Origin of the sequence: Pseudonocardia sp. (assembly GCF_050250275.1) — a bacterium.
Lineage (GTDB): Bacteria > Actinomycetota > Actinomycetes > Mycobacteriales > Pseudonocardiaceae > Pseudonocardia.
Genome location: NZ_JBFWOY010000018.1, coordinates 76,451 through 103,390 on the forward strand (window position 1 = coordinate 76,451; position 26,940 = coordinate 103,390).

At 73.5% G+C, this 26,940-nt stretch carries 22 protein-coding genes; 19 read left to right on the plus strand and 3 right to left on the minus strand.

Translation table 11 applies throughout. The features are described 5' to 3' along the window. The first annotated feature begins 4 nt into the window (after positions 1-4). Genes AB7F12_RS17500 through AB7F12_RS17530 form a run of 7 tightly spaced genes read left to right on the plus strand, consistent with a single transcriptional unit; the run spans position 5 to position 7,251 of the window. Positions 5-2,497, plus strand: coding sequence for a xanthine dehydrogenase family protein molybdopterin-binding subunit (locus AB7F12_RS17500; protein WP_428501868.1), 2,493 nt, complete (start codon positions 5-7; stop codon positions 2,495-2,497). Continuing rightward, on the plus strand, positions 2,497-3,327 hold the full coding sequence (locus AB7F12_RS17505; RefSeq protein ID WP_428501869.1) for an FAD binding domain-containing protein: 831 nt from the start codon (positions 2,497-2,499) through the stop codon (positions 3,325-3,327). Before AB7F12_RS17500 ends, AB7F12_RS17505 begins: the two co-directional genes overlap by 1 nt. Continuing rightward, the gene (locus tag AB7F12_RS17510; RefSeq protein ID WP_428501870.1) at positions 3,327-3,920 is read left to right on the plus strand and encodes a (2Fe-2S)-binding protein; all 594 of its coding nucleotides are present in this window, start codon (positions 3,327-3,329) and stop codon (positions 3,918-3,920) included. Before AB7F12_RS17505 ends, AB7F12_RS17510 begins: the two co-directional genes overlap by 1 nt. After that, entirely contained in the window at positions 3,913-4,806 is an 894-nt protein-coding gene (locus AB7F12_RS17515) for an AAA family ATPase (RefSeq protein ID WP_428501871.1), read from the plus strand. The genes AB7F12_RS17510 and AB7F12_RS17515 overlap by 8 nt, the downstream gene beginning before the upstream one ends. Continuing rightward, complete coding sequence (locus AB7F12_RS17520) at positions 4,803-6,023, plus strand: vWA domain-containing protein (RefSeq protein ID WP_428501872.1); 1,221 nt, start codon at positions 4,803-4,805, stop codon at positions 6,021-6,023. Before AB7F12_RS17515 ends, AB7F12_RS17520 begins: the two co-directional genes overlap by 4 nt. After that, entirely contained in the window at positions 6,020-6,412 is a 393-nt protein-coding gene (locus AB7F12_RS17525) for a RidA family protein (protein ID WP_428501873.1), read from the plus strand. Before AB7F12_RS17520 ends, AB7F12_RS17525 begins: the two co-directional genes overlap by 4 nt. Beyond that, complete coding sequence (locus AB7F12_RS17530; RefSeq protein WP_428501874.1) at positions 6,409-7,251, plus strand: fumarylacetoacetate hydrolase family protein; 843 nt, start codon at positions 6,409-6,411, stop codon at positions 7,249-7,251. The genes AB7F12_RS17525 and AB7F12_RS17530 overlap by 4 nt, the downstream gene beginning before the upstream one ends. Before the next feature lie 32 nt (positions 7,252-7,283). Here AB7F12_RS17530 and AB7F12_RS17535 read toward each other — a convergent pair whose 3' ends face one another. Together AB7F12_RS17535 and AB7F12_RS17540 are read right to left on the minus strand one after the other, a co-directional pair. Beyond that, positions 7,284-8,462: a CaiB/BaiF CoA transferase family protein gene (locus AB7F12_RS17535; protein WP_428501875.1), complete on the minus strand. Its 1,179-nt coding sequence runs from the start codon at positions 8,460-8,462 to the stop codon at positions 7,284-7,286. Then, positions 8,459-9,109 carry an SRPBCC family protein gene (locus tag AB7F12_RS17540; protein WP_428501876.1) on the minus strand — a complete coding sequence of 217 codons (651 nt, stop codon included), beginning with the start codon at positions 9,107-9,109 and terminating at the stop codon, positions 8,459-8,461. The genes AB7F12_RS17535 and AB7F12_RS17540 overlap by 4 nt, the downstream gene beginning before the upstream one ends. A gap of 179 nt (positions 9,110-9,288) precedes the next feature. Between AB7F12_RS17540 and AB7F12_RS17545 the strand changes: the two genes are divergently transcribed. The 10 genes from AB7F12_RS17545 to AB7F12_RS17590 all read left to right on the plus strand — a co-directional run bounded on the left by AB7F12_RS17545 (position 9,289) and on the right by AB7F12_RS17590 (position 22,737). Beyond that, entirely contained in the window at positions 9,289-11,343 is a 2,055-nt protein-coding gene (locus tag AB7F12_RS17545) for a hydantoinase/oxoprolinase family protein (RefSeq protein ID WP_428501877.1), read from the plus strand. A 2-nt stretch (positions 11,344-11,345) separates the two neighbouring features. Continuing rightward, complete coding sequence (locus AB7F12_RS17550) at positions 11,346-13,238, plus strand: hydantoinase B/oxoprolinase family protein (protein WP_428516647.1); 1,893 nt, start codon at positions 11,346-11,348, stop codon at positions 13,236-13,238. 149 nt (positions 13,239-13,387) lie between these two features. Next, a complete protein-coding gene (locus AB7F12_RS17555) occupies positions 13,388-14,227 on the plus strand; it encodes an IclR family transcriptional regulator (protein WP_428498673.1) in 840 nt (279 codons plus the stop codon). 210 nt (positions 14,228-14,437) lie between these two features. Continuing rightward, positions 14,438-15,910 (plus strand): sugar ABC transporter ATP-binding protein, encoded by a 1,473-nt coding sequence (locus tag AB7F12_RS17560; protein WP_428498674.1) that lies wholly within the window; start codon positions 14,438-14,440, stop codon positions 15,908-15,910. Positions 15,911-15,912: 2 nt separating this feature from the next. Beyond that, the gene (locus AB7F12_RS17565) at positions 15,913-16,935 is read left to right on the plus strand and encodes an ABC transporter permease (protein ID WP_428498675.1); all 1,023 of its coding nucleotides are present in this window, start codon (positions 15,913-15,915) and stop codon (positions 16,933-16,935) included. Between the two features lie 44 nt (positions 16,936-16,979). Further along, positions 16,980-18,011 (plus strand): sugar ABC transporter substrate-binding protein, encoded by a 1,032-nt coding sequence (locus AB7F12_RS17570; RefSeq protein WP_428498676.1) that lies wholly within the window; start codon positions 16,980-16,982, stop codon positions 18,009-18,011. A 70-nt stretch (positions 18,012-18,081) separates the two neighbouring features. Then, positions 18,082-18,954 carry an FAD binding domain-containing protein gene (locus AB7F12_RS17575; RefSeq protein ID WP_428498677.1) on the plus strand — a complete coding sequence of 291 codons (873 nt, stop codon included), beginning with the start codon at positions 18,082-18,084 and terminating at the stop codon, positions 18,952-18,954. Beyond that, positions 18,951-19,493, plus strand: a complete 543-nt coding sequence (locus tag AB7F12_RS17580; protein ID WP_428498678.1) for a (2Fe-2S)-binding protein — start codon at positions 18,951-18,953, stop codon at positions 19,491-19,493. Before AB7F12_RS17575 ends, AB7F12_RS17580 begins: the two co-directional genes overlap by 4 nt. Before the next feature lie 3 nt (positions 19,494-19,496). Beyond that, complete coding sequence (cutA, locus tag AB7F12_RS17585) at positions 19,497-21,893, plus strand: aerobic carbon-monoxide dehydrogenase large subunit (RefSeq protein ID WP_428498679.1); 2,397 nt, start codon at positions 19,497-19,499, stop codon at positions 21,891-21,893. Positions 21,894-21,900: 7 nt separating this feature from the next. Further along, complete coding sequence (locus AB7F12_RS17590) at positions 21,901-22,737, plus strand: SDR family oxidoreductase (RefSeq protein ID WP_428498680.1); 837 nt, start codon at positions 21,901-21,903, stop codon at positions 22,735-22,737. Positions 22,738-22,765: 28 nt separating this feature from the next. Here the strand turns inward: AB7F12_RS17590 and AB7F12_RS17595 are convergent, their stop codons facing one another. Further along, entirely contained in the window at positions 22,766-24,253 is a 1,488-nt protein-coding gene (locus tag AB7F12_RS17595; RefSeq protein ID WP_428498681.1) for a carboxyl transferase domain-containing protein, read from the minus strand. A gap of 221 nt (positions 24,254-24,474) precedes the next feature. Between AB7F12_RS17595 and AB7F12_RS17600 the strand changes: the two genes are divergently transcribed. Both AB7F12_RS17600 and AB7F12_RS17605 read left to right on the plus strand, forming a co-directional pair. Next, entirely contained in the window at positions 24,475-25,932 is a 1,458-nt protein-coding gene (locus AB7F12_RS17600; RefSeq protein WP_428516645.1) for an amidase, read from the plus strand. Then, complete coding sequence (locus tag AB7F12_RS17605) at positions 25,929-26,720, plus strand: creatininase family protein (RefSeq protein WP_428498683.1); 792 nt, start codon at positions 25,929-25,931, stop codon at positions 26,718-26,720. Before AB7F12_RS17600 ends, AB7F12_RS17605 begins: the two co-directional genes overlap by 4 nt. Positions 26,721-26,940 lie beyond the last annotated feature (220 nt).

Genomic DNA, 26,940 nt, shown 5'->3' on the forward strand with positions numbered 1-26,940 from the left:
GGACGTGACCGAGACACAGGCCCGTCCCACGGGCGTGGCGCCGCGGCTGGTCGGGACCTCCGTCCCGCGCAAGGAGGACCTGGCTCTGCTCACGGGCACCGCGCGGTTCGTCGACGACCTGCGGCTGCCCGGGATGGTGCACGCGCGGATCCTCCGCAGCGAGGTGGCCCATGCCCGGGTCCGCTCGATCGACACCGCGCCGGCGCTGGAGGTCCCCGGCGTCCTCGACGCCCTGGCCGGCGCCGAGCTCGTCGGCAAGGTCAAGCCGTGGGGCGACCTCATGCAGGACCTCCTGGTCGGCGACCACTTCCCGTTCGCCACGGACAAGGTCCTCTACCAGGGCCAGGAGCTCGCCGCGGTCGTCGCCGAGACGAAGTACCAGGCGTGGGACGGCTGCGAGGCCGTGCGCGTGGACCTGGACGAGCTGCCGGCGGTCGTCGACCCGGAGGAGGCGCTGGCGCCGGACGCGCCGCTCGTCCAGGAGCAGATCGTCTACGAGTTCGGCGAGGGAAACGTCTTCGACCGCTACAAGGTGCGCATCGGCGACTTCGGTGCCGCCGAGGCCGGGGCGGCCGTCGTCGTCCGGCAGCGGTTCGCCACCAACAAGCAGGCCGGTGCGGCCCTCGACCCGCACGGGTGCGTGGCCGACTACGACTCCTTCACGGGCGTGCTCACGCTGTACTCGTCGACCCAGTCGATCTACATGGTCCGGGACGTGCTCGCCGACGTCCTGCAGATCCCGCGGACGAAGGTACGGGTCGTGGTGCCCGATGTCGGCGCGGGGTTCGGGTCGAAGGCGCAGATCTTCGGGCACGAGGTGATCGCCTCGCTCTTCTCCATGCGCCTGGGCCGCCCGGTCAAGCTCGTGCTCTCCCGCGGCGAGATCTTCCGGTCCGGCACAACCCGTAACGCCCAGGTCCGCTACGCAGAGCTGGCCATGGCCGCCGACGGCGAGATCACCGGCTACCGGGACTACGTCGTGCACAACACCGGGGCGATGTCGGTGTGGGGCAACCAGGTCGTGCACATCGGCACGAACGTCGGGATGCTGCCGTACCCGATCCCGAACATCCACGTCGACTCCGACATCGTGCACACCACGACCGCACCGGGGGGCCCGCTGCGCGGCTTCGGGATCCCGCAGGCGATCTGGGCCAAGGAGCAGCTCGTCGACATGGCCGCCCGCGAGCTGGGCCTCGATCCGCTCGCCGTGCGCGAGCGCAACGTGATCGACCCCGACGAGTTCCCCTTCCGGACGCCGATGGGACACGTGATCGACTCGACCTCGATCAAGCGGTGCCTGCAGGCGAGCGCCGAGGCCGTCGACTGGTCGGCTCCCCGTGCGCCGTACGAGGGCAAGGGCCTGGCGGTGTCGATGAAGTACACCAGCTGCCGGCACCCGTCCCTGGACACCGACCTCTCCGCCGTGCGGCTTCGCCTCGAGACCGACGGCACCGTCACGATCTACTCCAGCGACGTCAGCCACGGGCAGAGCCACGCGACCATGCTGGCGCAGATCGTCGCGGACGGGATCGGCGTCGGTATCGAGAAGGTCAGCCTCGCCCCGCCGGACAGCATGACGGCCCCGTTCGGGCTGGGCACCTACGCATCGCGCGGGGCGGCGGTGCTGGGCACGGCCTGCCGGCTCGCCACCGAGCGGTTGCGGGACAAGATCCTCGCGATCGCGGCGCACGTCCTGGAGGTCGGGCCCGAGGACCTCGACACCGGCCACGACCGCGTCTTCGTCAAGGGCCTGCCCGACAGCGGCATCTACCTGGAGATCATCGCGGCGACGGCCGCATACCGCACCCACCAGCTCCCGCCCGGCTTCGAGCCGACGTTGGAGACCGTCGCGACCTACGACACCCCGACGGAGCGTGAGGGCAGCGACGGGTCCGGCAACCTCAGCGTCACCTACTCCGGAGCGGCCCACGCCGCGCACGTCCGTGTCGACCCGGACACGGGCCGCGTCACCGTCGTCGACTACGCGATGGTCCACGACACCGGAACGGTGATCAACCCGCTCGTCGTCGAGGGCCAGCACCACGGCGGCTTCGCCATGGGGCTGGGGATGGCGCTGTCGGAGGACTACGTCTACGACGCCCAGGGCCGCCAGCTCAACGCCTCGTTCAAGGACTACCTCGCGGTGACCGCCCCCGACGTGCCCGAACTGACCAGGACGATGGAGATCCCCGCCCCCTCCACCATGATCCCGGGCGGACAGAAGGGCGCGGGCGAGTCCGGGACCGGCCCTGTCCCCGCCGCGATCGGCAACGCCGTCTTCGACGCCACCGGCATCCGCTTCACCGTCCTGCCGATCACTCCGCAGCGCGTGCTCGTCGCGTTGCGGGAGAAGGAACGCCAGGGTGTCGAGACGCTGCGCTACCCCGACGACATGCCCGACTTCACCGGGCCCCGCCGTCACGACGACTGGCCGTCCCCGGTCTCGGCAGGCGCCGACCTGGACTTCGACTTCGACTGGGAGGACGACGACTGATGCGGCCGTTCACCTGGCTCGCCCCCGACACCACGCAGGAGGCCGTCGCCCTGCTGCGCGAACACGGCCCCGGAGCGCGTGTGATCGCGGGCGGCCAGAGCCTGCTGCTCGCCATGAAGGAGCGCACCGTCGGGCCGTCGCACCTCGTCTCGCTCGGCGCCATCACCGGGCTCGCCGGGGTCACGGCCGACCCGGACGGTGCGCTCGTCGTCGGCGCGGCCACGACCTATGCCGCGCTGACCCGGGCCGCGCTGCCCGGGTGGCACGGCGTGCTGTCCGACGTCGCGGGTGACCTCGCCGACCGCCCCGTCCGCAACCGGGGAACCATCGGCGGCGCACTGTGCGCCGCGGACCCCCGCTTCGACGTGCCCGCGTTCGCCGTCGGCGTCGACGCCGTCCTGCGGATCAGCGGGCCCGCGGGCGACCGGACCGTGCCGGCGGCCGAGTTCCTGCGCGGCAACGGGCTCACCACCATCGGGCAGGACGAGATCCTCACCGCCGTCGTGCTGCCGCCGCTGCCGACGTGGGACGCCGTGGTCTTCGAGAAGTTCCGCCACCGTGTGTTCGACGCCGCGATCGTCTCGGCCACCTGTGCACTGCGCCACGGCCCCGACGGGTCGCCGGTCGCGATCCGGGTCACCGTCGCCGGGGTGTCCGCGACCCCCACCGTCCTCGTCGTCGACGCCGCCTCCGCCGGTCGGGCCGCCGGTGACGTCGCGGCGGAGACCGTCCTGCCCGACGCGGCGGACGAACCCACCCGGTACCGGCGTGAGCTGGTCCGGACCCTCGTCCGGCGAGCCGTCGACCGAGCCCGGCAAGGGAGTGCCTGATGCAGAAGGTCCGCCTCACTGTCAACGGTCGCGACGTCGGTGCCGAGATCGACGAACGAACCCTGTTGCTGGAGTTCGTCCGCGACGTCGCCGGCCTGACCGGCACCCACAACGGCTGTCTGGAGGCCCGCTGCGGGTGCTGCGCGGTCGAGGTCGACGGGGACGTCGTCAAGTCCTGCAACGTCCTCGCCGTCCAGGTCGACGGCGCCGAGGTCACGACCATCGAGGGGCTGGCCCCGCAACGGCTGGCCCCCGTCGACCACATCACGACGCAGAGCCTTGCCGGGATGTACCGGCCGCTCGAGGCCGTCCGCGGGACACCCGACGACCTGCACCCGGTGCAGGCGGCGTTCCACCGGTGCCACGCCGTGCAGTGCGGGTTCTGCACGCCGGGAATGGTGATGGTGCTCAAGGACTACCTGGAGGAGAACCCGGCGCCGACCCGCGCCGACGTCCGCCGGGCGATCGCGGGCAACCTCTGCCGCTGCACCGGCTACCAGCACATCGTCGACGCAGCGATGGAGGCCGCGGCCGAGATGCGGGGCGACCCGGTGGCGGAGGGCACCGCGCCGGCCGCCACCGACGGTGGCTGAGCCCGGCGACGCCGTCGCCGGGCTGGTCACGGCGCTCGCGGGCACCGGGTACGTCGCCGACCGCGAGCTCGCGCTCGCCCTGCACCTCGCGGAGGTCCTGGAGCTCCCGGTGCTGCTCGAGGGTGAGCCGGGTGTCGGCAAGACGGCGGTGGCCGAGGCACTCGCGGTCGCGACGGGCGCGCGGCTGGTCCGGCTCCAGTGCTACGAGGGCCTCGCCGCCCACCACGCCCTCTACGAGTGGGACTACGCCCGCCAGCTCCTCGCCATCCGCATGGCCGAGGCACGCGGACCGGTCGGCGACGAGCTGCGCTCGGAGGTCTTCGCACCGGAGTTCCTGCTGCGCAGGCCCCTGCTGGAGGCGATCGACCCGCAGGACGACCGCCCCGTCGTCCTGCTCGTCGACGAGGTCGACCGGGCCGACCAGGAGTTCGAGGCCCTGCTGCTGGAGGTGCTCGGTCAGTTCCAGGTAACCGTCCCCGAGCTCGGCACGATCGTCGCGGCGCGCCGGCCACGCGTCGTGCTGACCGCCAACCGCACCCGCGCGCTGTCGGACGCGCTGCGCCGACGCTGCCTCTACCACTGGCTGCCCTACCCGGCGATCGACCGGGAGGTGCAGATCGTGGCGGCCCGCGTACCCGGGGCGCCCGAGGAGCTGGTCCGGCGCGCGTGCGCGCTGGTCGCGCAGGTCCGCGACGGCGGCTACCGGAAGGCGCCGGGCGTGTCCGAGACCGTCGACTGGGTCCGCGCGCTGACCGCGCTGGACGTCGGCCTCGACGCCGACACCGCGCACGACACGGCCGGCTGCCTGGTCAAGGACGCCACGGACCTCGCACGGTTCCGCGCGGGCGACGGCGCGCGGCTGGTGCGGGCGGTGGGCGCGCGGTGACCGGCGCCGACGTGTCGCGGCCCGCCCGGCGCGGCGGCGCCCGGCACGACGTCCTCGCCCGCGCCCGCGACGCCCGTCGTCGGCGGACCGGCCGGATCGCCGACGACGTCGTGGTCTTCGCGGAGCTGCTGCGCTCGTGCGGGGTGGCCGTCCCCGGAGGGGCGCCCGCCCGGGCCGTCCGCGCGCTCGGCGAGATCGCGCTGGACCGCCGGGCGGACGTCCAGGCGGCGATGCGCACCACTCTCGTGTCCGACCGGCCCTCCACACGACTGTTCGACCTGGTCTTCCCGGTGTTCTGGAGCCGCGGCGACGACGTCGCGACCCCCACGGCCGACACCACGGCCGGGGACACGGCGGCCCCCGCGGGCGGGGGCGGCGGCCCGCCCGAGCGGGGCGACGCAGGCGACGACGGCCACCGGCGGGGAGACGAACGGACCCCCAGGCCGACCGCGAGCCGCGGCCGCGGCGAGCCCACCCCCGTCACGCCGATCGACGCCGAGGAGATCGACACCGAGGTCCGGCGCATCGTCCGGGCCCTCGCCCGATCGCCCGGCCGGCGGCGACGGTCCGCCCCGACCGGGGAGCTCCTCGACCTGCGCGCCAGTCTGCGCCACGGCCTGCGCTCGGGGGAGCTGGTCGAGCTCGTGCACAGCCGCCCACGGCCCGGCCGGGCCGAGGTCGCGGTGCTCTGCGACGTCAGCTCGTCGATGGCCCCGACGACCGGCCTGTTCCTCGCCGTCACCCACGCGCTGGCCCGGCACGCACGGCTCGTCGAGGCGGGGGTGTTCCACGTCGAGCTCACCCTGGTCGGGGCGGAGCTGCGGCGGCACCCGCCGGACATCGCGGTCCGGCGCCTGACGGCCCGGGCGGGCGCACTCTCCGGCGGCACCCGGATCGGTCACTGCGTGCGCGCCTTCGTCGACGCCGTCGAGCCGGAGCTCACCCCACGGACGGTCGTGTTCGTCCTGTCCGACGGCTGGGACGTCGGCGAGCCCGACCTCCTCGCGGCGCAGCTGCGTCGGCTGCGCGAGCGGGTCGGCCGGGTCGTCTGGTGCGACCCGCACGCCGCCGCCACCGGCTTCGAGCCGCAGGTCCGCGGGCTGCGCGCGGCGCTGCCGCACGTCGACGACCACCTCGACCTCTCCGGTCCCGCGGCGCTGTCCGGCGTCGCCGACCACCTCGAACGCCACCAACGCAACCCCGGAGGACCCACATGACCGTTCGTGAGGAACTCGTCGTCACCGGCGGGCCGCCCGCCGTCTCGCACTACACCGACGCCGTCCGCTTCGGCGACCTGCTCCACGTCTCGGGGATGGTCGCTCTCTCGCCGGAGGGCGAGGTCGTCGGCGAGGGGGACGTCACGGTGCAGGCCAGATACGTCCACGAGCTGCTGGGCAGGGCGTTCGGACTGGTCGGAGCGTCGTTCGCCGATGTGCTCAAGGTGACCGTCTACCTGACCGACATCGACGACCGGCAGGCCGTCAACGAGGTGCGCAAGGAGTTCTTCGGCGCCGCCAAGCCCGCGTCGACGCTGGTCCAGGTCTCGGCGCTCGTCCTGCCCGAGCTGCTGGTCGAGATCGAGGCCGTCGTCGGGATCCCGTCGTGACGGCGTTCCGCAGGCTCGGCCCGGCAGGGGCCGAACGGCCCGTCGTCGAGATCGACGGCACCGTCTTCGACCTCACGCCGCTGACCGCGGACATCGACGGTGCGTTTCTCGCCGCGGACGGGCTCGCCCTGGCGACGGAGCAGGCCCGCGCGGGACGGCTCCCCGTCGTCGACCCCACCGGCCTGCGGGTCGGGTCACCGATCGCGCGACCGCAGGCGATCCTCTGCATCGGGCAGAACTACGCCGCCCACGCGGCCGAGTCCGGCAGCCCGGTCCCCGCGCACCCGATCCTGTTCCTCAAGCACCCCAACACCCTCGTCGGCCCCGACGACGACGTCGTGCTGCCGCCGGGCTCGACCCGCGGGGACTGGGAGGTCGAGCTGGCCGTCGTCATCGGCTCGCGGGCCGAGAAGTGTGTCGACGCCGAGGACGCGCTGTCCCGCGTCGCCGGCTACGCCGTCGCGAACGACGTGTCCGAGCGGGCGTACCAGTTCGACCTCTCCGGCGGTCAGTGGTCCACGGGCAAGACCTTCCCGACGTTCTGTCCGGTCGGCCCGGACCTCGTCCCGGCCGCCGAGGTCGAGCCGCAGGCACTGCGACTGCGATCCTGGGTGAACGGCGAGCCGAGGCAGGACTCGTCGACGAAGGACATGGTCTTCGACGTGGCGACCCTGGTTCGGGAGCTGTCGCATCGGCTGGTGCTCGAACCCGGCGACCTCGTGCTGACCGGCACCCCCGAGGGGGTGGCGCTGTCGGGCCGCTTCCCCTACCTCGTCCGCGGCGACGTCGTCGAGATGGAGATCGACGGTCTGGGACGGCAGCGCCAGCAGGTGTGCTGACGGCCGTCCCCCGACGGTCACCGGCGCGGGTGTCAGCCCACCCACGCGCGGATCGCGTGCTCGTCCGCGCCGAGCGAGGGCGCCGCCGACCGGACGGCCGGCGTCGTCTCCCGCTCGCCGCCCCCGGGCTGCGGGTCGAAGAAGCGCAGCGCGGGCCCCGGCACGGTGACCGTTCCCAGCGTCGGGTGCGCGACCTCGGTGAGCAGCCCCTGCGAGCGGGTCTGCTCCCACTCGTACACCTCGGCGACAGTGCGGATCCGCCCCGCCGGGATACCGGCGGCGAGCAGCCGCTTGAGGAGCACGTCCGCGGGGATGTCGGCGAACGTGGCCTCGAGGAGGCTGACGACCTCCTCCCGGTTGCGGGTGCGGGTGGCGTTGTCGGCCCGGCGCGGCGCCGCGGGGTCGAGGCCGAACTCGGCGCACAGCCGTCGCCACAGCCCTTCCGACCCGCAGGAGAGCTGCACGTGGCCGCCGAGGCAGCGGAACATCCCGTACGGGGTGATCGACGGATGGTGGTTGCCGCGGGCCCTGCCGATCTCGCCCGCGACGGTCCAGCCGGTGCCGTGGAAGGCGTGGACGCCGACGGTGGCGGCGAGCAGTGAGGTGCGGACGACCTGGCCGCGACCGGTGCGTTCGCGTTCGGCCAGCGCAGCGAGGACGCCGGTGATGCCGTAAAGGCCGGCGAGCAGGTCGCTGATGGGCACCCCGACGCGTTGCGGTTCGTCGGGGGAGGGCCCGGTCAGTGACATGAGGCCGGCCTCGCCCTGGGCGATCTGGTCGTAGCCCGCGCGTCCGGCCTCGGGGCCGTCGTGGCCGAAGCCGCTGATGGAGAGGACGACCAGGCGAGGGTTGAGCGCGAGGAGGCGGTCGTTGCCGAGCCCGAGCCGGTCCATCGTCCCGGGCCGGAAGTTCTCGACGACGACGTCGGCGCGGGCGACGAGCCGGGCGAGGAGGTCGAGGTCGTCGGCGGCCTTGAGGTCGAGGGCGATCGACTCCTTGTTCCGGTTGCACGACATGAAGTAGGTGGACTCGCCGTCGCCGACGAACGGGGGGCCCCAGCCGCGGGAGTCGTCCCCACCATCGGGGTTCTCGACCTTGACCACGCGCGCGCCGAGGTCGCCGAGCAGCATCGCGGCGTGCGGGCCGGCGAGCGCGCGGCTGAGGTCGACGACGACGAGTCCGTCGAGGGGGCCGGCGTCGTCGCGGCTCATCGGGTGCCGGCCGTGCGCCGGCCCGCGACGAACGCGAGGACGGTCAGCAGGAGCGCGGCGGTGCCGAGCAGGCCGCGACGGCCGAGGGGGCTGCCCCACAGGAGACCGAGGGCGTCGAGCTGGTCGGCGTCCGCGGGAGCGGCGGGCGCGGCGGCGAGGACCGGGACGGCGTCGGGCCGGGGTGCGGCCGGTGGCGGTGCAGGTTCGAGGAAGCTCTTCTCGAGGTTGCGGGCGAACTGGGACAGGACCCTGTTCCCGATGTCGACGACGAGCCCGCGCCCGAACTGCGCGGCCGTGCCGGTGATCTCGAGGGTGGTCCGCAGGTCGCAGACCGTGGAGCCGTGGGGGCCCGGGGTCAGGGTGGCGTGGACGTCGGCGGTGGCGTTGCCGTTGCCCTTGAGGTCGGCCCCCGACGCGGCGATCGCGATGCGGTGCGTGGTCGCGTCGACCTCGGTGAACCTGGCCGTGCCGCGGTAGGTGAGACCGACGGGGCCGAGCTTGACCTTGACGGTTCCGGTGAAGGAGTCGTCGGTGTGGTCGGGGAGGGTCGCGCCGGGGAACGCCGCGGCGACGCGGGTGATGTCGAGCAGGCCGGCCCACGTCGTCTCGACGTCGACCGGGATCGTGAACTGCTGGTCGAGCTGCACGGAGCACTCCTCTGTCCCGGACGTCGGGAGGGCGGTGACTGCGGCGGGACCGGGTGGCGGACGGGTTCGCGGGTGATTGACACCGTGTTCGGCGAAGTCCTACTGTCCCCGGACAGCGGATATCGTGTCCGCCTAACGGATACGTGTCAAGCGTGGTCCGATCGAAGGGAGAGAGGCCCATGCCGGGAAGCCTGCGTGTGTCCGTCGACACCGGCGGCACGTTCACCGACGTCATCGCGGTGGACTCCGCCAGTGGCGACCTGTACGCGGTCAAGACCGCCAGCGATCGGGAGGACCCCAGCCGGGCGCTCGTCACCGGCGTCGAGAAGGTCCTGGGCCTCGCGGGGCGCGGGTTCGACGACGTCAGCCTGCTCGTCCACGGCTCCACGACCGCCACGAACGCCGTCCTCGAGCACGAGTTCGACGGCATCGGACTGCTGGTGACGCAGGGGTTCCGGCACCTGATCGAGATCGCCCGCCAATCGGTCCCCGACGGCTACGGCAACTCGTTCTTCTGGGTCAAGCCGCCGCGGCTGGTCCCCCTGCACCTGGTGCGCGAGGTGCCCGAGCGCATCCTCTACGACGGCGCCGTCGCCCGTGAGCTCGACGAGGAGGCGGTCGTCGCGGCCGCGGAGGAGCTCGTCGCCGAGGGCGTGAACAGGCTGGCGGTCTGCCTCCTGCACTCCTACGCCAACCCCGACCACGAGCGCCGCATCGGTGAGCTGCTCGCGGCGCGGTTCCCCGAGCTGTTCGTCTCGCTGTCGAGCGTCGTGCTCCCCGAGTACCGCGAGTACGAGCGGGCCATGACGACGCTGCTCGACGTCATGGTGAAGCCGTACTGCCGGACCTACCTGGGCAACGCCGAGGCGGAGCTCACGCGCCGGGCGGGTCCGCGTCCGTTCCTGATCATGCAGTCCAACGGCGGCGTCGTGACCGCGAAGGCGGCGGGCGAGCGGCCGGTCAACATGCTGCTGTCGGGGCCCGCGGGCGGCGTCCTCGGCGCGATCGAGGCGGCCCGCGCGGCCGGGATCACCGACATCATCACCCTCGACGTCGGCGGCACCTCGACCGACGTGGCCCTCATCGAGGACCTGACGATCCGGCTGACCAGCGAGTCGATCATCGAGAGCTACCCGGTCAAGATCCCGATGATCGACATCGCGACGGTCGGTACGGGAGGTGGGTCGCTGGCGTGGGTCGGGCCGAACCAGAGCCTGAAGGTGGGACCGCGCAGCGCCGGTGCAGTACCGGGCCCCATCGCCTACGGACGCGGCGGCACCGAGCCGACCGTCACCGACGCGGCGACCGTGCTGAACCGGTTCCCCGCGAGCCTCGTCGGCGGCGAGCTGGTCCTCGACCGGGACTCGGCACGGGCGGCGTTCGAGGAGTTCGGCCGGCGGTTCGGGCTCGACGCCGACGAGGCCGCGGCGGGTGTCCTGGAGGTCGCCGCCGCCGGGCAGGTCGCCGGGATCCGCCAGGTCTCGACGAGCAAGGGTCGCGACCCGGCGGCGTACACGCTGGTCGCCTTCGGCGGTGCGGGTCCGTTGCTGGCGGCCCAGGTCGCGGACTTCCTCGGGATGACGCGGGTGCTCGTGCCGCCCTACCCGGGCAACCTGTCGGCCTTCGGGCTGCAGGTCACCGACATCAAGCGCGACCTCGTCCGCACCTACGTCAGCCCGCTCGAACCCCGCGTGGCGGCCGACCTCGACGTGATCTGGCGGGAGCTGGAGCAGGCCGGCGCGGCGGAGCTGCGCAACGAGGGCGTCGGGGACGACGACGTCGAGGTGGTCCGCGGCGCCGACGCCCGGTACGTGGGGGAGGGCTACGAGGTGGCGGTGTCGGTTCCCGTGGGTCTCACCGGGCGCGAGGCGCTCGACGCGACCGTCGCGGCGTTCCACGCCGAGCACCACCGGATCTACGGCTTCTCCTACGACGGCACGCAGGACGTCGAGGTCGTCAACCTGCGGGTGCAGGCCGTGGGCAGGCTGCACCGGCCCCCGCACCGGTCCCGTCACGAGGCGGCGGGTGCCCCGCCCGCCCCGGCCGTGCGCGACATCTACTGGCCGGGCCAGGGCTGGCGCTCCTGCCCCGTGCACGACCGCTCCACCCTCGCGCCGGGCGCCACGGTCGTCGGGCCGGGCGTCGTCGAGGAGTACGGCGCGACCGTCGTCGTCCCACCGGGGTGGCAGCTCACCTGCGACCCCGCCGCCAACCTGATCCTCACGAAGGGCTGAGCATGGCAACCACGGCACTGGGCCCCATCGAGCTCGAGGTCATCACCGGCACGATCCGCTCCGCCGAGGTGGAGATCGAGGCGGCCGTCGAACGCGCCGCGCGGTCGCCGATGATCCGCGACCAGCACGACTACCGGGTCGGTCTCTACGACGCGCGCGGGCGCAAGCTCACCGGGCGCTCCTACGGGTCGCTGATCGAGCCGGTGTTCGAGTTCTTCGGCGACGACATCCACCCGGGCGACGTCTTCTTCTGGAACGACCCCTACAACAGCGCCGGGTCGTGCGGGCACGTCCCGGACCTCTGCACGACGGTGCCGATCTTCCTCGACGACGAGCGGCTGCTGGGCTTCGCGCAGGTTTTCGGGCACCACGACGATGTCGGCGGCTGTGTCCCGGGCAGCCTGCCGGTGCAGGTCCAGGACCAGTGGGGCGAGGGTCTGGTCGTCCCGCCGATCAAGCTCTACGACCGCGGCGTCCTCAACGACACCGCGTTCCGCATCCTCGAACGCAACTCCCGGCTGCCCGAGCACCTGCGCGGCGACATCGACTCCGAGATCGGCGCCTGCCGGCTCGGGGCGCGGCGGATGACCGAGCTGGCCGACCGCTACGGCGTCGACGTGCTCGAGGGCGGGTTCGACGCGATCATCGAGAACTGTGCGCGCACCGTCCGCGACGAGCTGCTGCCCAAGATCGCCGACGGCGTCTACACCTTCGAGGACTACGTCGAGTGCGACGGGTTCACCCGCAAGCTCTACGCGATGCGGCTGACGATGACCAAGACCGCGGACCGGATCCTGCTGGACTTCACCGGCACCGACCCCGAGGCCGAGGGCCCGATCAACTGGGCGATCGACTACTGCGAGGGCCGGTTCGTCCGCAAGTGGATGGGGCCGGTGCTGCGGTGCCTGGCCGACTCGCCCGAGCGCGCCGCCGAGATCGACATCAACGAGGGCATCCTCGACGTCATCGACGTGGTGTTCCCGCCGAAGGGCACCCTCGTCACCCCGCACTTCGGGCGGCCGACGGGCCTGCGGTTCTTCATCCTGATCCGCGCCCTCGGCATCTTCGCGGGCGCGCTGGCCAAGGCCACGGGTGGGCAGATGCCTGCCGACCACGAGACGATCCGGATCTGGGGCCTGCACAGCCGCGACGCCGAGGGGAGGCTCTCGCTGTTCCGCGAGGTGCTCGGCGGGGGCGGGCCGGGCCGGCCGTGGGCCGACGGCAGCGACGTCGTGCACATCGTGCCGAACTCGCGCAACCTGCCCGCGGAGTTCTCCGAGCAGCGCTACCCGGTGCTGGTGGAGAGCCTGGAGCTGCGGTCGGACTCCGCCGGTGCGGGGGAGTTCCGCGGCGGGTTCGGCTACCAGAAGAAGATCCGGTCGTTGCGGTCGTCGACGTTGCTGTCCAACGCCGACCGGTCCGAGCTCGCGACCTACGGCGTGAACGGCGGGAAGGCCGGCTGGCCGTACGGCATCGAGGTGGCCCGCGCCGACGGCAGCACCGAGAGCCTGCCCGGCATGATCGACGGCGTCCGGATCTCTCCCGACGACCTCGTGACGGTGTGGACGACGGGTGGTGGCGGCTGGGGCGACCCGCTGCGCCGCGACCCCGAGCGCGTCCGGTACGACGTGGCCGTCGGGCTCGTCACCGAGGAGGCGGCCCGCGAGGAGTACGGCGTGGTCGTCACGCGGGTGCAGGGCAAGGTCGAGATCGACGAGGTCGCGACGTCGGAGCTGCGCGACGCGCTGCGGGCCGGTCGGGGAGCGGTGCCGATGTTCGACCGCGGCGCCTACTTCGAGGCCGTCAAGGCCGGTGGCGGCGTGGTCCGGCCCGAGGGCTGGGGGGACCCCGACGACGTGCGGGCGGTCGTCGACCCGCCGGCGGCGAGCGGCTGAGGGCCGCGCGGTGCGGCGAGCGGGCACGGGCCGGTCCCGCGCACGGGGCCGGCCCGGGTGGCCGGGTGGTCGGGGCGGCGGACCGGGCGAGGTCGTGCGGGTCCGGTACCGTCGTGCGCGACTGAGGGGGTGGAGTGGTGTCGTCGGAGGTGGACGGCCCCCCGGGGCGGGTTCGGCCCGAGGCCGAGGAGCGCCCCAAGGCGACGCTGCAGGGCGTGATGCGCGCCCTGCGCGTGCTGGAGCTGCTCGCCGAGCGCCCGATGCGGGCCACCGACGCCGCCGAGGCGCTGCAGATGTCGTGGGCGACGCTGCACCGCACCCTCGCGCAGCTGGAGAGCGCGGAGTTCATCACACGCGACAGCGCGGGCGTGTTCCGGATGGGGCGCCGCACCTGGCTGCTGGGCTCGACGTACCTCGTCGGGCACCCGCTGCTGGAGCTGGCCATCCCGCTGTTCCGGGAGGCCGCCGAGGAGACGCCGTCGGGGGTCTACCAGCTCGCCGAGCGCAGCGGGAACCTCGTCGTCACCCTCTACGCGCGCGACGCGATGTCCGGGGAGACGATCACCCGCACGACCTACGGCCACCACTTCCCCATGCACTGCGGCAGCAAGGGGCTGGTCCTGCTCGCCGAGCTCCCGCCCGCGGAGATCGACGAGTACCTGGCCGGCCCGCTCGCCCGGCTGACGCCGGAGACCGACACCGACCCGGAGTCCATCCGGGCCAAGCTCGAGGTGATCCGGCGGCAGGGCTACGCACGCACGGTCGGCGACGTGCAGTCGTTCACCGGGTCACTGTCCGCGCCGGTCCACAACTCGGTCGGCGAGGTCGTGGCGTGCGTGTGCCTGGTGATGGCGCGCACCGAGTTCGACGACGGCCCGGCGGAGGCGGCGGCGCTGCAGAGCGTGCAGCGCGTCGCGCGGACGATCTCGCTCGGCACCGGGTGGCAGCCGATGCACTGGGCCACCTACGACGGCGGACGCACCTCCTGACCCGGCCGCGGCCTCGCCACGAGGCCGCCCTGGCGGTCGCGCGCTCCGCAGCTCCGGCGTGGACGGCGGCCGTGGCACGCGTTCGCGCAGCACCCGTCGGTCACCTGTGCGGGTGACCCCGCATCGCTCTTGACAGGGCCCACGTGGCCCAAGACACTCACCGCTGACCGTTGAGCGGTTATGGTATCCGCTCACCGAATACGAGGTGTCATGATCGAGCTCCAGAACGTCAGTAGGTCGTTCCCGGGGGCACGGGCTCTGACCGACGTGTCCGTCACGTTCCAGCCGGGACGGGTGCACGCCCTCGTCGGTGAGAACGGCGCAGGCAAGTCCACCCTCATCAAGATCGCGTCCGGGGTGCTCCAGCCCGACTCCGGGGAGGTCCGCGTCGACGGCCGGGCGGTGCACCTGACCCCGCGCGATGCCCGCGACCTGCACATCCGCGTCCTGCACCAGGAGCGGCAGGTCGCGCTGACCCGCTCGGTCGCCGACAACGTCGTGCTGGGCGAGGCGCCGCGCAACCGGTTCGGGCTGTCCGGCCAGTGGCTCGTGGAGCGTGAGGCGCGGCGTCGGCTGCAGCGGGTCGGTGTCGAGCTCGACGTGCGCGCGCCCGTCGCGACGCTCTCCGTCGCCCAGCGCCAGCTGCTCGAGCTCGCCCGCGCGGTCACCTTCGACGCCCGCTGCCTGATCATGGACGAACCCACCGCCTCGCTGCACCCGGACGAGATCGAGCAGCTGTTCGAGGTGGTCCGCCGGGTCCGCGAGCACGGCGTCGGCGTCGTGTACATCAGCCACCACCTCTCCGAGGTCATCGCGCTCGCCGACGACTACACCGTGCTGCGCGACGGCCGCCGGGTCGGGGGCGGTCTCGTCGCGGACATCTCGACCGAGGGTCTCGTCGCGCAGATGTTCGGGTCCGAGGTCTCCTTGCGCCGCGAGGACATCCACGGCGGTGCCACCGGCACCGGCGAGGTCGCCGCCCGCCTGCGCGACGTGCACTTCGGTCGCCGGCTCAAGGGCGTCGATCTCGACGTCCGGTTCGGCGAGACGGTGGTGATCAACGGTCCGGTCGGTTCCGGGGCGGCCGAGCTCGGGCGGATCCTCAGCGGTGCCGCACGACCGACCGCCGGGTCCGTCGAACTGATGGGGCGACCCGGTTCGACCCGGCGACGGGCCGCGATGCGCGGTGTCGCGCTGATCCCCGCCGACCGCAAGCGCGACGGCCTGCTGCTCGACCGCCCGATCCACGAGAACAGCGAGCTCGCCGGGGACGCGGCCCACCCGATGAGCTGGTACTCGGCCGTCAGGGCGGGGGACCGGTGCCGCCGCGGCGGCCGCGCCCTGAACCTCAAGGCCACCGATGTCCGGCTACCCGTGCGCGGGCTCAGCGGCGGCAACCAGCAGAAGGTGCTCATCGACCGCTGGCTGCGCGTCGACGCCCGCGTCCTGGTGCTCGACGAACCGACCGTCGGGATCGACATCCCCAGCAAGGCGGAGATCTACCGGCAGCTGCGTGCGCTCACCCGTGCCGGAGCCGCGGTCGTCGTGCTGTCCACCGAGTACCAGGAGATCCGCTGCGTCGCCGACCGGGTGATCGTCATGCGGGACGGTGTCGTGGCGGGCGAGATCCCCGGCGCCGACGCGACCGAACAGGCACTGTTCGCCCTCGGAGCCAGGAGCTGACCATGACCACCACCGACGTGCCGCCGGAGGTCGCCGCGGCCACCCCGCCGCAGCAGCGCCGCGGCCTCTCCCCGCTGATGCGCGACCACCTGCGGGTCTACGCACCGCTGGTCCTGATCGTCGTCGCGCTCGGCGTCGTGACGACCGTGTACAACCCCGCGTTCCTCAGCGGCGCCAACGTCGGCCGCCTCCTCGCGGCCAACGCCGTGCTCGGGGTCCTCGTCGTCGGGCAGACGCTCCTGCTGGTCGGCGGGCAGCTCGACCTGTCCGTCGGCAGCCTCGTCTCCCTCGGCGGGGTCGTGACGGCGAGCTTCGTGCTCCACGGCCTGCCGCCGGTCGTCGTGGTGCTCGTCTGCCTCGTCGCCGGCGCGCTCATCGGGCTCTGCTGGGGGCTGATCGTCGCCTACCTCAAGGTCCCACCGTTCATCCTCACCCTCGGCGGGCTCGCGGTCTTCGCGTCCCTGGCGCTCACGCTCGCGGCCAGCACCCCCATCCCGATGCCGAGCGGGATGACCTGGGTACGCGCCGAGGTGCTCGGCGTGCGCGTGGCGGTGATCGTGTGGGCACTCGTGATCGTGCTCGGCGCACTGCTGCTGCACTTCACGCGGTTCGGCCGCAACGTCTACGCCGTCGGCGCCAACGAGGAGGCCGCGTTCCTCGCCGGCGTGCCGACGGCCCGGATCAAGATGGCCCTCTACTCGATCAACGGGATGCTCGCCGGGCTCGCCGGCGTCATGTTCGCCGGCCGCGTCGGCGCGGGCGACCCGCGCGGCGGCGTCGGCCTCGAGCTCACCGTCGTCGCCGCCGCGGTGCTCGGCGGCGCATCGCTCGCCGGTGGGCGCGGCAGCATCGTCGGCGGTGTGCTCGGTGTGCTCGTCGTCGCGATGGTCACCGACTCCCTGTCGTTCCTCGACGTTCCCGACACCTACAACCAGCTGGTGCTCGGCGCGATCCTCATCGGCGCCGTCGCGGTCACGGCGACGTCGGAGATCCGTCGCATCCGGGCCGCCCGCCGGACCGGCTGACCTCCCGCACGTCCGCAGCCCGCCCTCCCCCGAAGGAGACCATCATGGCCAAGGACCCCGTTCTGCTCTCCCGCCGCTCGCTGCTCGGCGGCCTCGGTGCCCTCGGCGGCATCGCACTCGCGACCGCCGCGTGCGGTTCCGGCGGCGGCGCCGGTGCCGGTGCCGCGACCGGTTCCGGCTCCGGCGGCGCCGCCACGACGATCGGCCTGTCGCTCAACGGCATCGTCGACTACACGAAGTACGTCGCCGAGGGCGTCGCGATGGGCCTCGACGGCGGCAACTACCAGATCAAGGTCGTGCAGGCGAACTTCGACGGGCCCACCGAGCTGCGCAACATCGAGAGCCTGCTCTCGCAGGGGGCCGCGGGCGTCGTCATCCTCCCGAACACGATCGAGACCACCCTCAACGGCGTCCGCGAGGCGAAGAGCTCCGACGTCCCGGTCGGCATGGCGCTGTGGGCGGGCCCGGGCCCGCTCGACCCCTACGTCAGCGGCGTCGCCTACCTCGACTCGGTCAAGGGCGGCACGCTGGTCGGGGAGTGGCTCAAGGCCAACGCGAAGCCGGGAAAGATCATCGTCGTACAGGGCGTCGTCGGTCAGGGTTTCTCCGAGCGCCTCGACGAGGGGCTCGACGGCGCGCTCTCGGGCAGCGGGTTCGAAGTCGTGGTGCGCGAGCAGGGCATGTTCGACCGCAACACCGCCGTGGGTGTCGTCGAGCGCGGGCTGCAGGCCCACCCCGACGCGAAGATCGTCGTCTCCTACGCGTCCGCGATGAGCGACGGCATCGCGGCCTACCTGAAGCAGAACAACGTCACCGACATCACCCACGTGACCAGCGACGCCGACGAGGAGATGCTCACGTGGCTGGGCACGCCATTCCTGCGCGCGTCCCGCTTCTACTCGGCGGCCGAGACCGGGCTCATCGCCGCGAGACTCGTGCGGACGGCCCTCGAGGGCGGCTCGCCGCAGTTCCAGAACACCGTGTTCCAGGACATCATGACGGCCGAGAACAAGGACGCGATGCTGGCCCAGCACCCGATCAGGTATCCACAGTTCGCCTCGAAGCTCGCGCTGTGACCCCCGCGACGCGCCGCGGCCGGGCGGCTGTGTCCCGGACGGGCGGTACGACACTGGAAAGAGGTCGGCGATGAAGCCACCCTGCTACGAGTACGTCGCGCCGGACACGCTGGCGGGCGCGCTGCGGGTGCGGGCGGAGTGCGAGGACTCGGTCGTCCTCGCCGGCGGGCAGAGCCTCGTCCCCACCCTGAACTTCCGCCTCGCGAACCCCGACGTGGTCATCGACCTGCGACGTGTCACCGAGCTGGCGACGATCGACACCCGCGACCGGATGATCCGCGTCGGCGCGATGACCCGGCAGCGGGCGCTCGAGCTCGACGACGCGGTGCATGCCCTCAACCCGCTGATCCGCGAGACGATGGAGAACATCGCCCACCCGGTGATCCGCAACCGCGGGACGGTCGGCGGGAGCGTCGCGCACGCCGACCCGGCGTCGGAGCTGCCGTGCCTGCTGGTGCTGCTCGACGGCGAGCTCACCGCCCGCTCCACGGCGGGCGAGCGGACCGTGCCCGCTGCCGGGTTCTTCGAGTTCGTCTTCACCACCGCGCTCGAGCCCGATGAGCTCCTGGTCGAGGTCGCCTTCCCGGCGCTGGCGCGGGGAGAGGGCTGGGCGTTCCGCGAGTTCGCCCGCCGGCACGGCGACTTCGCCGTCGCCGGTGCCGGCGCCACACTGCTGCTCGACGACGACGGCCGCATCGAGCGGGCCCGGCTCGCCGCGTGCGGCGTGGCCACCACCCCGGTGCGGCTGCGGGCGGCCGAGGAGTCGCTGCGCGGGCTCGAACCCGGCGCGGAGGCGTTCCGGGCGGCCGGCGAGCTCGCCCGCGAGGCCGTGACCACGGCCGACGACACCGCGGCCAGCGCCGAGTACCGGCGCCACCTGCTCGGCGGGCTGGTGACCGACGTCCTGACACGGGCGGCCGCGCGGACGGGAGGACCCCGATGAGCAACGACCACCTCGACGCCGAGCCGGTCGACGGCGACACCCGCTACGGCCCCGACGACCGGATCGCGATCACGCTGACGGTCAACGGGGAGAAGGTCGAGGCCGCGGTGTCGCCGCGGCTGCTGCTGTCGGACTTCCTGCGTGGCGACCTCGGCCTGACCGGCACCCACGTCGGTTGCGAGCACGGCGTGTGCGGCGCGTGCACCGTCCACCTCGACGGGGTGCCGGCACGCTCGTGCCTCACGATGGCCGTGCAGGTCGACGGCATGGAGGTCCGCACGGTCGAGGGCCTCGCCGAGCCCGACGGCACCCTGCACCCGGTGCAGCGCGCGTTCCGCGAGTGCCACGGCCTGCAGTGCGGCTTCTGCACGCCCGGCTTCCTGATGGCCGTGACCCACCTCGTCGAGAACGAGGAGCCGGCCGAGACCGACGACGGCCTGCGGGCCCAGCTCGCCGGCAACCTGTGCCGCTGCACGGGCTACATGGGCATCGTGGCCGCCACCCGCCAGGCCGCCGCCGAGATCGCGTCGAGGGGATAGCAGATGGCCACCCGCCAGTTCGGCGCCCGCGTCCAGCGCAACGAGGACGCGCGCCTGCTCACCGGCCGCGGCCGGTTCGTCGACGACCTGCCCCTCGACGGCGTCCTGCACGGCGCCTTCGCACGCAGTGCCGTGGCCCGCGGCCGCATCACCCACCTCGACACCACCGCCGCGCAGGCCCTGCCCGGCGTGCACCGCGTCTACACCCACGCCGACCTCGGCGAGCTCGACGTCACGATGCCGCTGTTGATCCCGCACCCGTGCATCGGCCACCCGCGCACCCAGTACCCGCTCGCGCACGAGGACGTCTACCACGTCGGCCAGGCGATCGCGTTCGTCGTCGCCGACGACCGCTACATCGCCGAGGACGCCGCGCGGCTGATCGAGATCGACTACGACATCCTGCCGGTCGAGGTCGACCCCGCCAAGGCCGCGCTCGACGGCGCACCGCTGGTGCACGAGGACGTCCCGAACAACATCGCGGCGCACCTCGTGCAGGTCAGCGGCGACCCCGACGCCGCGTTCGCGGCCGCCGACCACGTCACCCGCATCCAGGTGCGCGTCGACCGCAGCACCGCGGCGCCGATGGAGTGCCTGAGCACGGCGGCGCGCTGGGACGCGGTCTCCGGTGAGCTCACTGTGTGGGACGGCACGCAGGCCCCGATCGGCCTGCGCGGCGCCCTGTCGAGCCTGTTCGACCTCGACGAGGACAAGGTGCGGGTCATCGCCCCCGACGTCGGCGGCGGGTTCGGCCCCAAGATCCTCTTCCCGTACAGCAACGAGATCGTCGTGCCGTTCGCGTCCATGGACCTGCGGCGACCGGTGAAGTGGGTCGAGGACCGCGCCGAGAACTTCGTCCACATGACCCACGAGCGGACCCAGATCCACGACATCGAGCTCGCCGCGACCAGCGACGGCGTCGTGCTGGGCCTGCGCGACACGTTCCTGCACGACACGGGCTCGTTCATCCCGTACGGGATCGCCGTCGCCCAGGTGGCGTCCACCCAGATCGCCGGTCCGTACCGCATTCCGGCGATCCACGTGACGTTCGACTGCGTCTACACCCCGACGGTCCCGGTGACGCCCTACCGCGGGTGCGGGCGTCCACAGGCGAACTTCGCCATGGAACGCGCGATGGACCAGCTGGCGGCCGAGCTCGGCATCGACCGGTTCGAGATCCGGCGGCGCAACTTCATCTCGCCCGACGAGTTCCCCTACACCCGCGCCGACCTGCTGTTCGCCGACGGCCTGCCCGTCACCCTCGACAGCGGGCGCTACGACGACGCGCTGGCCGCGCTGGAGGAGGCCCTCGACCTCGACGCTATCCGCGCCGAGCAGGAGCAGGCCCGCGCCGAGGGGCGGATGCTCGGCCTGGGCCTGTCGTTCTACGTCGAGGGGACCGGTCTCGGACCGTACGAGGGCGCGAAGATCCGGCTGCACCCGATCACCGGCAAGGCCTACGTCAACACCGGGCTCACCGCGCAGGGACAGGGCCACGAGACCGCGTGGGCGCAGATCGTCGCCGACCAGATCGGGGTGAAGCCCGAGGACGTGATCGTCGTCGAGGGCGACACGGGCGTCTTCGACTGGGGTGTCGCGACGTTCGCCAGCCGGGCGGCCGTCGTGAGCGGCAACGCCGTGCACGTCGCGGCCGTGAGCGCGCGGACCCGGATCGCGCAGGCCGCCGCCAACATGCTGGAGGCCGACCCCGACGACATCGAGCTGGCCGACGGCCGCGCGTTCGTCCGCGGGACGTCCTCGCGCGGTGTCACGCTCGCCGAGGTCGCGACCATGAGCAACCCGCTGCGCTACGCGTTCAACAAGGCCGCGCAGACGGCCACGCAGTTCGCGCCGACCCGGCGCAACACCGGCACCCCGCTGCCCGAGGGCGAACGCCCGGGCATCGAGGTCTCCGAGTACTACTCGCCGCCGCACGCGACCTGGGCCTACGGCGTGCACGCCGCGCTCGTCGAGGTCGACCCGGTGACGTGCGACATCGACGTCAAGCGGTACGTGTGCGTGCACGACTGCGGCAACATGATCAACCCGATGATCGTCGAGGGCCAGGTCGCGGGCGGGGTCGCGCAGGGGATGGGCGGCGCGTTCTACGAGAAGCTGGAGTACGACGAGAACGGGGTGCTGCGCAACGCCAGCTTCATGGACTTCCTGGTGCCCTACGCCACCGAGGTCCCGCACATCGAGATGATCCACATGGAGACGCCGTCGCCGTTGAACCCGCTGGGGGTCAAGGGCGTCGGCGAGGCGGGGACGATCCCGGTCGGCCAGGTGATCGCGTCGGCGGTCGAGGACGCGCTGAGCCCGCTGGGCACGCCACCCGTGCGGCACGTCCCGTTGAGCCCGAGCGCGATCCACGACCTGCTGCGCGAGGCCCGGGTGTGACGGGCCGATGATCCTGGTGACCGCCGCCGGGGGGATGACCGGGCTGGCGGTGACCGCGGCGCTGCGCCGCCGCGGGCTCGCCGTCCGGGCGTTCGTGCACGGCCCGCGGGCGGCGGCGGAGCTGTCCGCGCTCGGCGCGCAGGTCGTCGTCGGCTCGTTGCGCGACGCCGCCGCGACGGCCGCCGCCCTGCGCGGCTGCACCGCCGTCCACCTGATCTGGCCGAACTTCGACGCCGCCGAGTACGCCGGGGCGACCGCGCTCGCCCGGCAGGCCCGGGACGCCGGCGTGCACCGGCTCGTCTACCACTCGGTGCTGCGGCCCCAGCTCGAGCGGATGCCCCACCACCGGCAGAAGCTGCGGGTGGAGGAGTACCTCGACACCCTCGGCATCGACCACCGCACGCTGCAGCCCTGCGCCTACCTCGACAACGTCGACCGGCAGGTCGGCGCGGTCCGCGGGACGGGCCGGTACGCCAGCCCGTGGGGGCTCAGCAGCCGGCTGTCCTATGTGGATCTCCGCGACGTCGCCGAGGCGGCGACCGTCCTGCTCACCACCGACGGGCTCGACGGCGGCACGTTCGAGCTGTGCGGGCCGCAGGCCCTCGACGCCGGCGACATCGCTGCCGGACTGGCGCACCGGCTCGGACGGGCGGTGCGCGCCGTCGACGTCCCGCCCGCCGCGACGGCGGACCCGGGCTACGCCGAGCGGTGCCTGACGCTCATGTCCGGCTACTACCGCGAGTTCGGCTTCACCGGGCCGGCGTTCGTCCTGGAGGCGCTGCTCGGCCGCCCTGCCCGCACCCTCGACGACCACGTCGCGACGCTGTCCGACCGGGCCGGCTGAGAGCCGGCCCGGTCGGGCACGTCCCGGCTCAGGCCGGGGGCAGCTCCGCGAGCCGGTGTCCCCTGGCCACCCGCCCGGCGCGGCGCGCAGCGGCGTCGCCGTGGCGCAGGTGCCGCAGCTCCTCGGCGATCACGCCGGCGACGCGGCGGGCGAAGGCGTCGGGCTCGTCGGCCGCGTCGGGGATCTCGTCGAGGACGCGGTCGACGACGCCCGCGCGGACCAGGTCGACCGCCCGCACGTGCTGGGCCTCGGTGATCTCGGGTGCGCGGCCCGGGTCGCCGTACCGGATCGTCGCGGCACCCTCGGGCGGCAGCGGGCCGAGCCAGGCGTGCCGGGCGGCGACGACGCGATCGGCGGGGAGCAGCGCGATCGCGGCGCCCCCCGTCCCTTGGCCGAGCAGCACGGACAGCGTGGGTGCGGGCAGTTCCTGCAGGTCGGAGAGGCAGCGGGCGATCTCGCCTGCGAGGCCACCCCACTCCGCGGCGGGGCTGAGCTCGGCGCCGGTCGTGTCGATGACGGTGACGAACGGCAGCCCGAGCTCCGCGGCCAGGCGCATCCCGCGGCGCGCGGTGCGCAGGTCGGCGGGCGCCGGCGGCCGGGACGCGGTCCGGTCGTGGCCCGCGAGCACGCAGGCGGTGCCGCCGAACCGGACCAGCGCGAGGACCAGCGCCTCGCCGCGCTCGCCGGCCCCGGTCCCGCTGAGCGGCAGCGCGTCGGCGGCGTGGCGCAGGACGGCGTGCAGGCCGGGCCGGTCGGGGCGCCGCGTCCGGCGGACCGACTCCCAGGCGGGCCGCCCGGCCACCGGGCCGGGCGCGGCGCGCGGCGGCACCACCGTGGCGTCGGGTTCCGGTTCCGGCGCGAGGAGGGCGAGGGCCCGCGCGGCGATCCCGCGCAGCAGCGACGTCGGCAGCACCGCGTCGACGAGGCCGTGCTCGTGCAGCGCCTCGGCGGTCTGGACGTCGGGCGGGAACGGCCGGCCGTGCAGCGCCTCGAAGACCGACGGGCCGAGGAACCCGATGAGCGCGCCGGGCTCGGCGACGGTGACGTGGCCGAGCGAGCCCCACGAGGCGAGCACGCCCCCGGTCGTCGGGTGCCGCAGGTGGACGAGGTAGGGCAGGCCGGCGGCCTTGTGCGCGGCGACCGCGGCGACGATGGGCGCCATCCGCACGAACGCGGGCGTCCCCTCCTGCATCCGGGTGCCGCCCGACGCGGCGGAGGCCAGCAGCGGGAGCCGCGCCGCGGTGGCCCGTTCGACCGCGGCGACGATGCGGTTCGCGGCCGTCGCCCCGATCGAGCCGCCGAGGAACTCGTACTCGCTGCAGACGACGGCGACGGGGCGACCGGCGATCCGGCCCTCGCCGGTGACTATCGACTCGTCGGCACCGCTGCGCCGGGCCGCGGCGTCGAGCGCGGCCCGGTAGCCGTCGTCGGCCACCGGGGGCGGGGGAGCGTCCCAGGTGACGAAGCTGCCGGCGTCGAGCACCGCCGCGATGAGGGACGCCGCGCCGGCCCTCATCCGAGCCTCCGGACGTGCGCGGGATCCGTGGGGCCGGACGTGCCGGGACGCGCTGTGGTCATCGCTGATCGTCTCCTCGGTCCGGCGGTGGCCGCGCGCTCCCACGACGTTGACGGTCGGCGGCGCCACCTGCTTCACTGTCCGCAAGAAGGATGACATATCCGCTCAGCGGACAGGAGAGGGCGTATGTCACATGTTGTCGCCGTGACCGGGTCGCCACAGTGACCACCGACGACCTGTGCTTCCTCCCGGCGCGGACGATGGTCGATCTCGTGCGGACCGGGGAGGTCTCCGCGGTGCAGCTCGTCCGGGCGCACCTCGATCGGATCGAGGCCGTGAACCCGGCGGTCAACGCGATCGTGACGCTCGTCCCGGAGCGGGCACTGGCGGAGGCGGCCGCGGCCGACGCCGCCCGCCGCGCCGGCCGCCCACTCGGACCCCTGCACGGGCTGCCGGTGGCGCACAAGGACACCCACCGCACCGCGGGCATCCGGACGACCTACGGCTCCCGCATCTTCGCCGACCACGTCCCCGGCGACGACGAGCTCGTCGTCGCCCGCATCCGGGCGGCCGGGGCGATCACGATCGGCAAGACCAACGTCCCCGAGTTCGCAGCCGGGTCGCACACCTTCAACGAGGTCTTCGGCCTCACGCGCAACCCCTACGCGCTCGACCGGTCGGCGGGCGGGAGCAGCGGCGGGGCGGCCGCGGCGCTCGCCTGCGGCATGCACCCGATCGCCGACGGCAACGACATGGGCGGCTCGCTGCGCAACCCCGCGTCGTTCTGCAACGTGGTGGGGCTGCGGCCCTCGGCGGGGCGGGTGCCGCAGTACCCGTCGGTGCTGCCGTGGTCGAGCCTGACCGTCCCCGGCCCGATGGCCCGCTCGGTCGACGACCTCGCGCTGCTGGCGTCGGTGATCGCCGGACCCGACCCGCGGTGCCCGATCAGCCTCGGCGACGACCCTCGCACCCTCGACGGCCCGCTCGAGGTCGACCTGCGCGGCGCGCGGGTGGCCTGGGCGCCCGACCTCGGCGGCGCGACCGCGCTCGACCCGGCGGTGGCGGCGGTGCTCGCGCCCCAGGTGGAGGTCCTCGAAGGCCTCGGCTGCACGGTCGTCGAGGACCACCCCGACCTCACCGGTGCCGACGACGTGTTCCGGACCCTGCGCGCGTGGCAGTTCCAGCTGGCCTACGGCGAGCTCCTCGACGCGCACCGGGACCTGGTCAAGCCGAGCCTGGCCGCGAACATCGAGGCCGGTCGCGCGCTGCGCGCCGACGACGTCGCCCGCGCCGAGCGCACCCGCGGCGTGCTGTGGGAGCGGATGCACGCGTTCTTCGACCGCTACGACGTGCTCGTCGCGGCGGTCAGCCCCGTCCCGCCGTTCGACGCCCGCCTGGAGTACCCGGACCTGCCCGCGGGCGGCGACGCCACCGGCTACCTCGACTGGATGCGGCTCGCCTACTGGATCAGCGCGTCCGGCTGCCCCGCCCTGTCGGTCCCGGCCGGCTTCACCGCCGACGGGCTGCCCGTCGGCATGCAGATCGTCGGCCGGCCCGGCGCGGACCGCCGGGTCCTCGAGGTCGGCCACATGTTCGAGACGTCCACCGGGCACGGCCGCCGGCGGCCGCCCGTCGTCGACGCGGCGGTCGCGACCGCCGCGGGAGGAGAGTCCCGATGAAGATCGCCCACATGAGCTGGCGGCAGGTCCAGGAGGCCATCGACCGCGAGGCGCTGGTCATCCTGCCCACCGGTGCCACCGAGGCGCACGGCGCGCACATGCCCAACGACGCCGACACCCACCAGGCCGAGCACGTCGCGACGCTGGTGGCGCAACGGCTCGACGCGGTCGTCGCCCCGCCGCTGCCGTACGGGATCTCCAAGACGTTCGAGTCGTTCAGCGGCACCGTCTCGCTGTCGGTGCCGCTCTACCAGGAGCTGGTCTACGAGATCGGGACCGCGCTGATCAAGCAGGGGTTCCGGAAGCTGCTGATCCTCAACGGCAACCGGCCCAACGGCACCGCCAACGACGCGGTCGCCCGACGGCTGATCGACGACCTCGACACCACCTACGCCCCGACCGTCACGGCGGTGAGCTACTGGGAGCCCGCGGCCGCCCGGATCCACGCGCTGCGCCGGTCGGAGGTCGGCGGCATGGGACACGGCTGCGAGTTCGAGACCTCGTTCCAGCTCGCGGTCCGGCCCGAGCTCGTCGACATGGCGGCGATCGAGGGGGTGACGACGCCCCTGGTCGGCTGGGACCTCGTCGCTCCCGTGACACCGTCGCGGACCTACACGACGCGGCCCAGCCCCTCGACCAACGACACCTCGATCTTCGGCGACCCGCACGTCGCGTCGGCCGAGAGCGGGCGCGCGTTCCTCGACGCGGTCGTCGAGGAGCTCGTCGCGATGATGACCGACATCCAGCCGTCCTACGGCGACCGCCGGGTGCCCGCCGGCAGGGCGTAGCGGGCAGATCCCACCCCAGCGGGCCGCGGCCGAGCAGTCGCCGCGGCCCGCATCGGCATGCCCGGACCCATTCGCGCGCAACGGCTCCAGGGCTTCGGGGTCACCCGTTCCGGGTGAGGGGGATCGGGCCGCCGGATCACCCTCCACGTGTGTCGACTCGATCACCGTGACGCCCGACACTTCGAAGGCGGAACCGGACACGACGCCCCGCCCTCCTCGA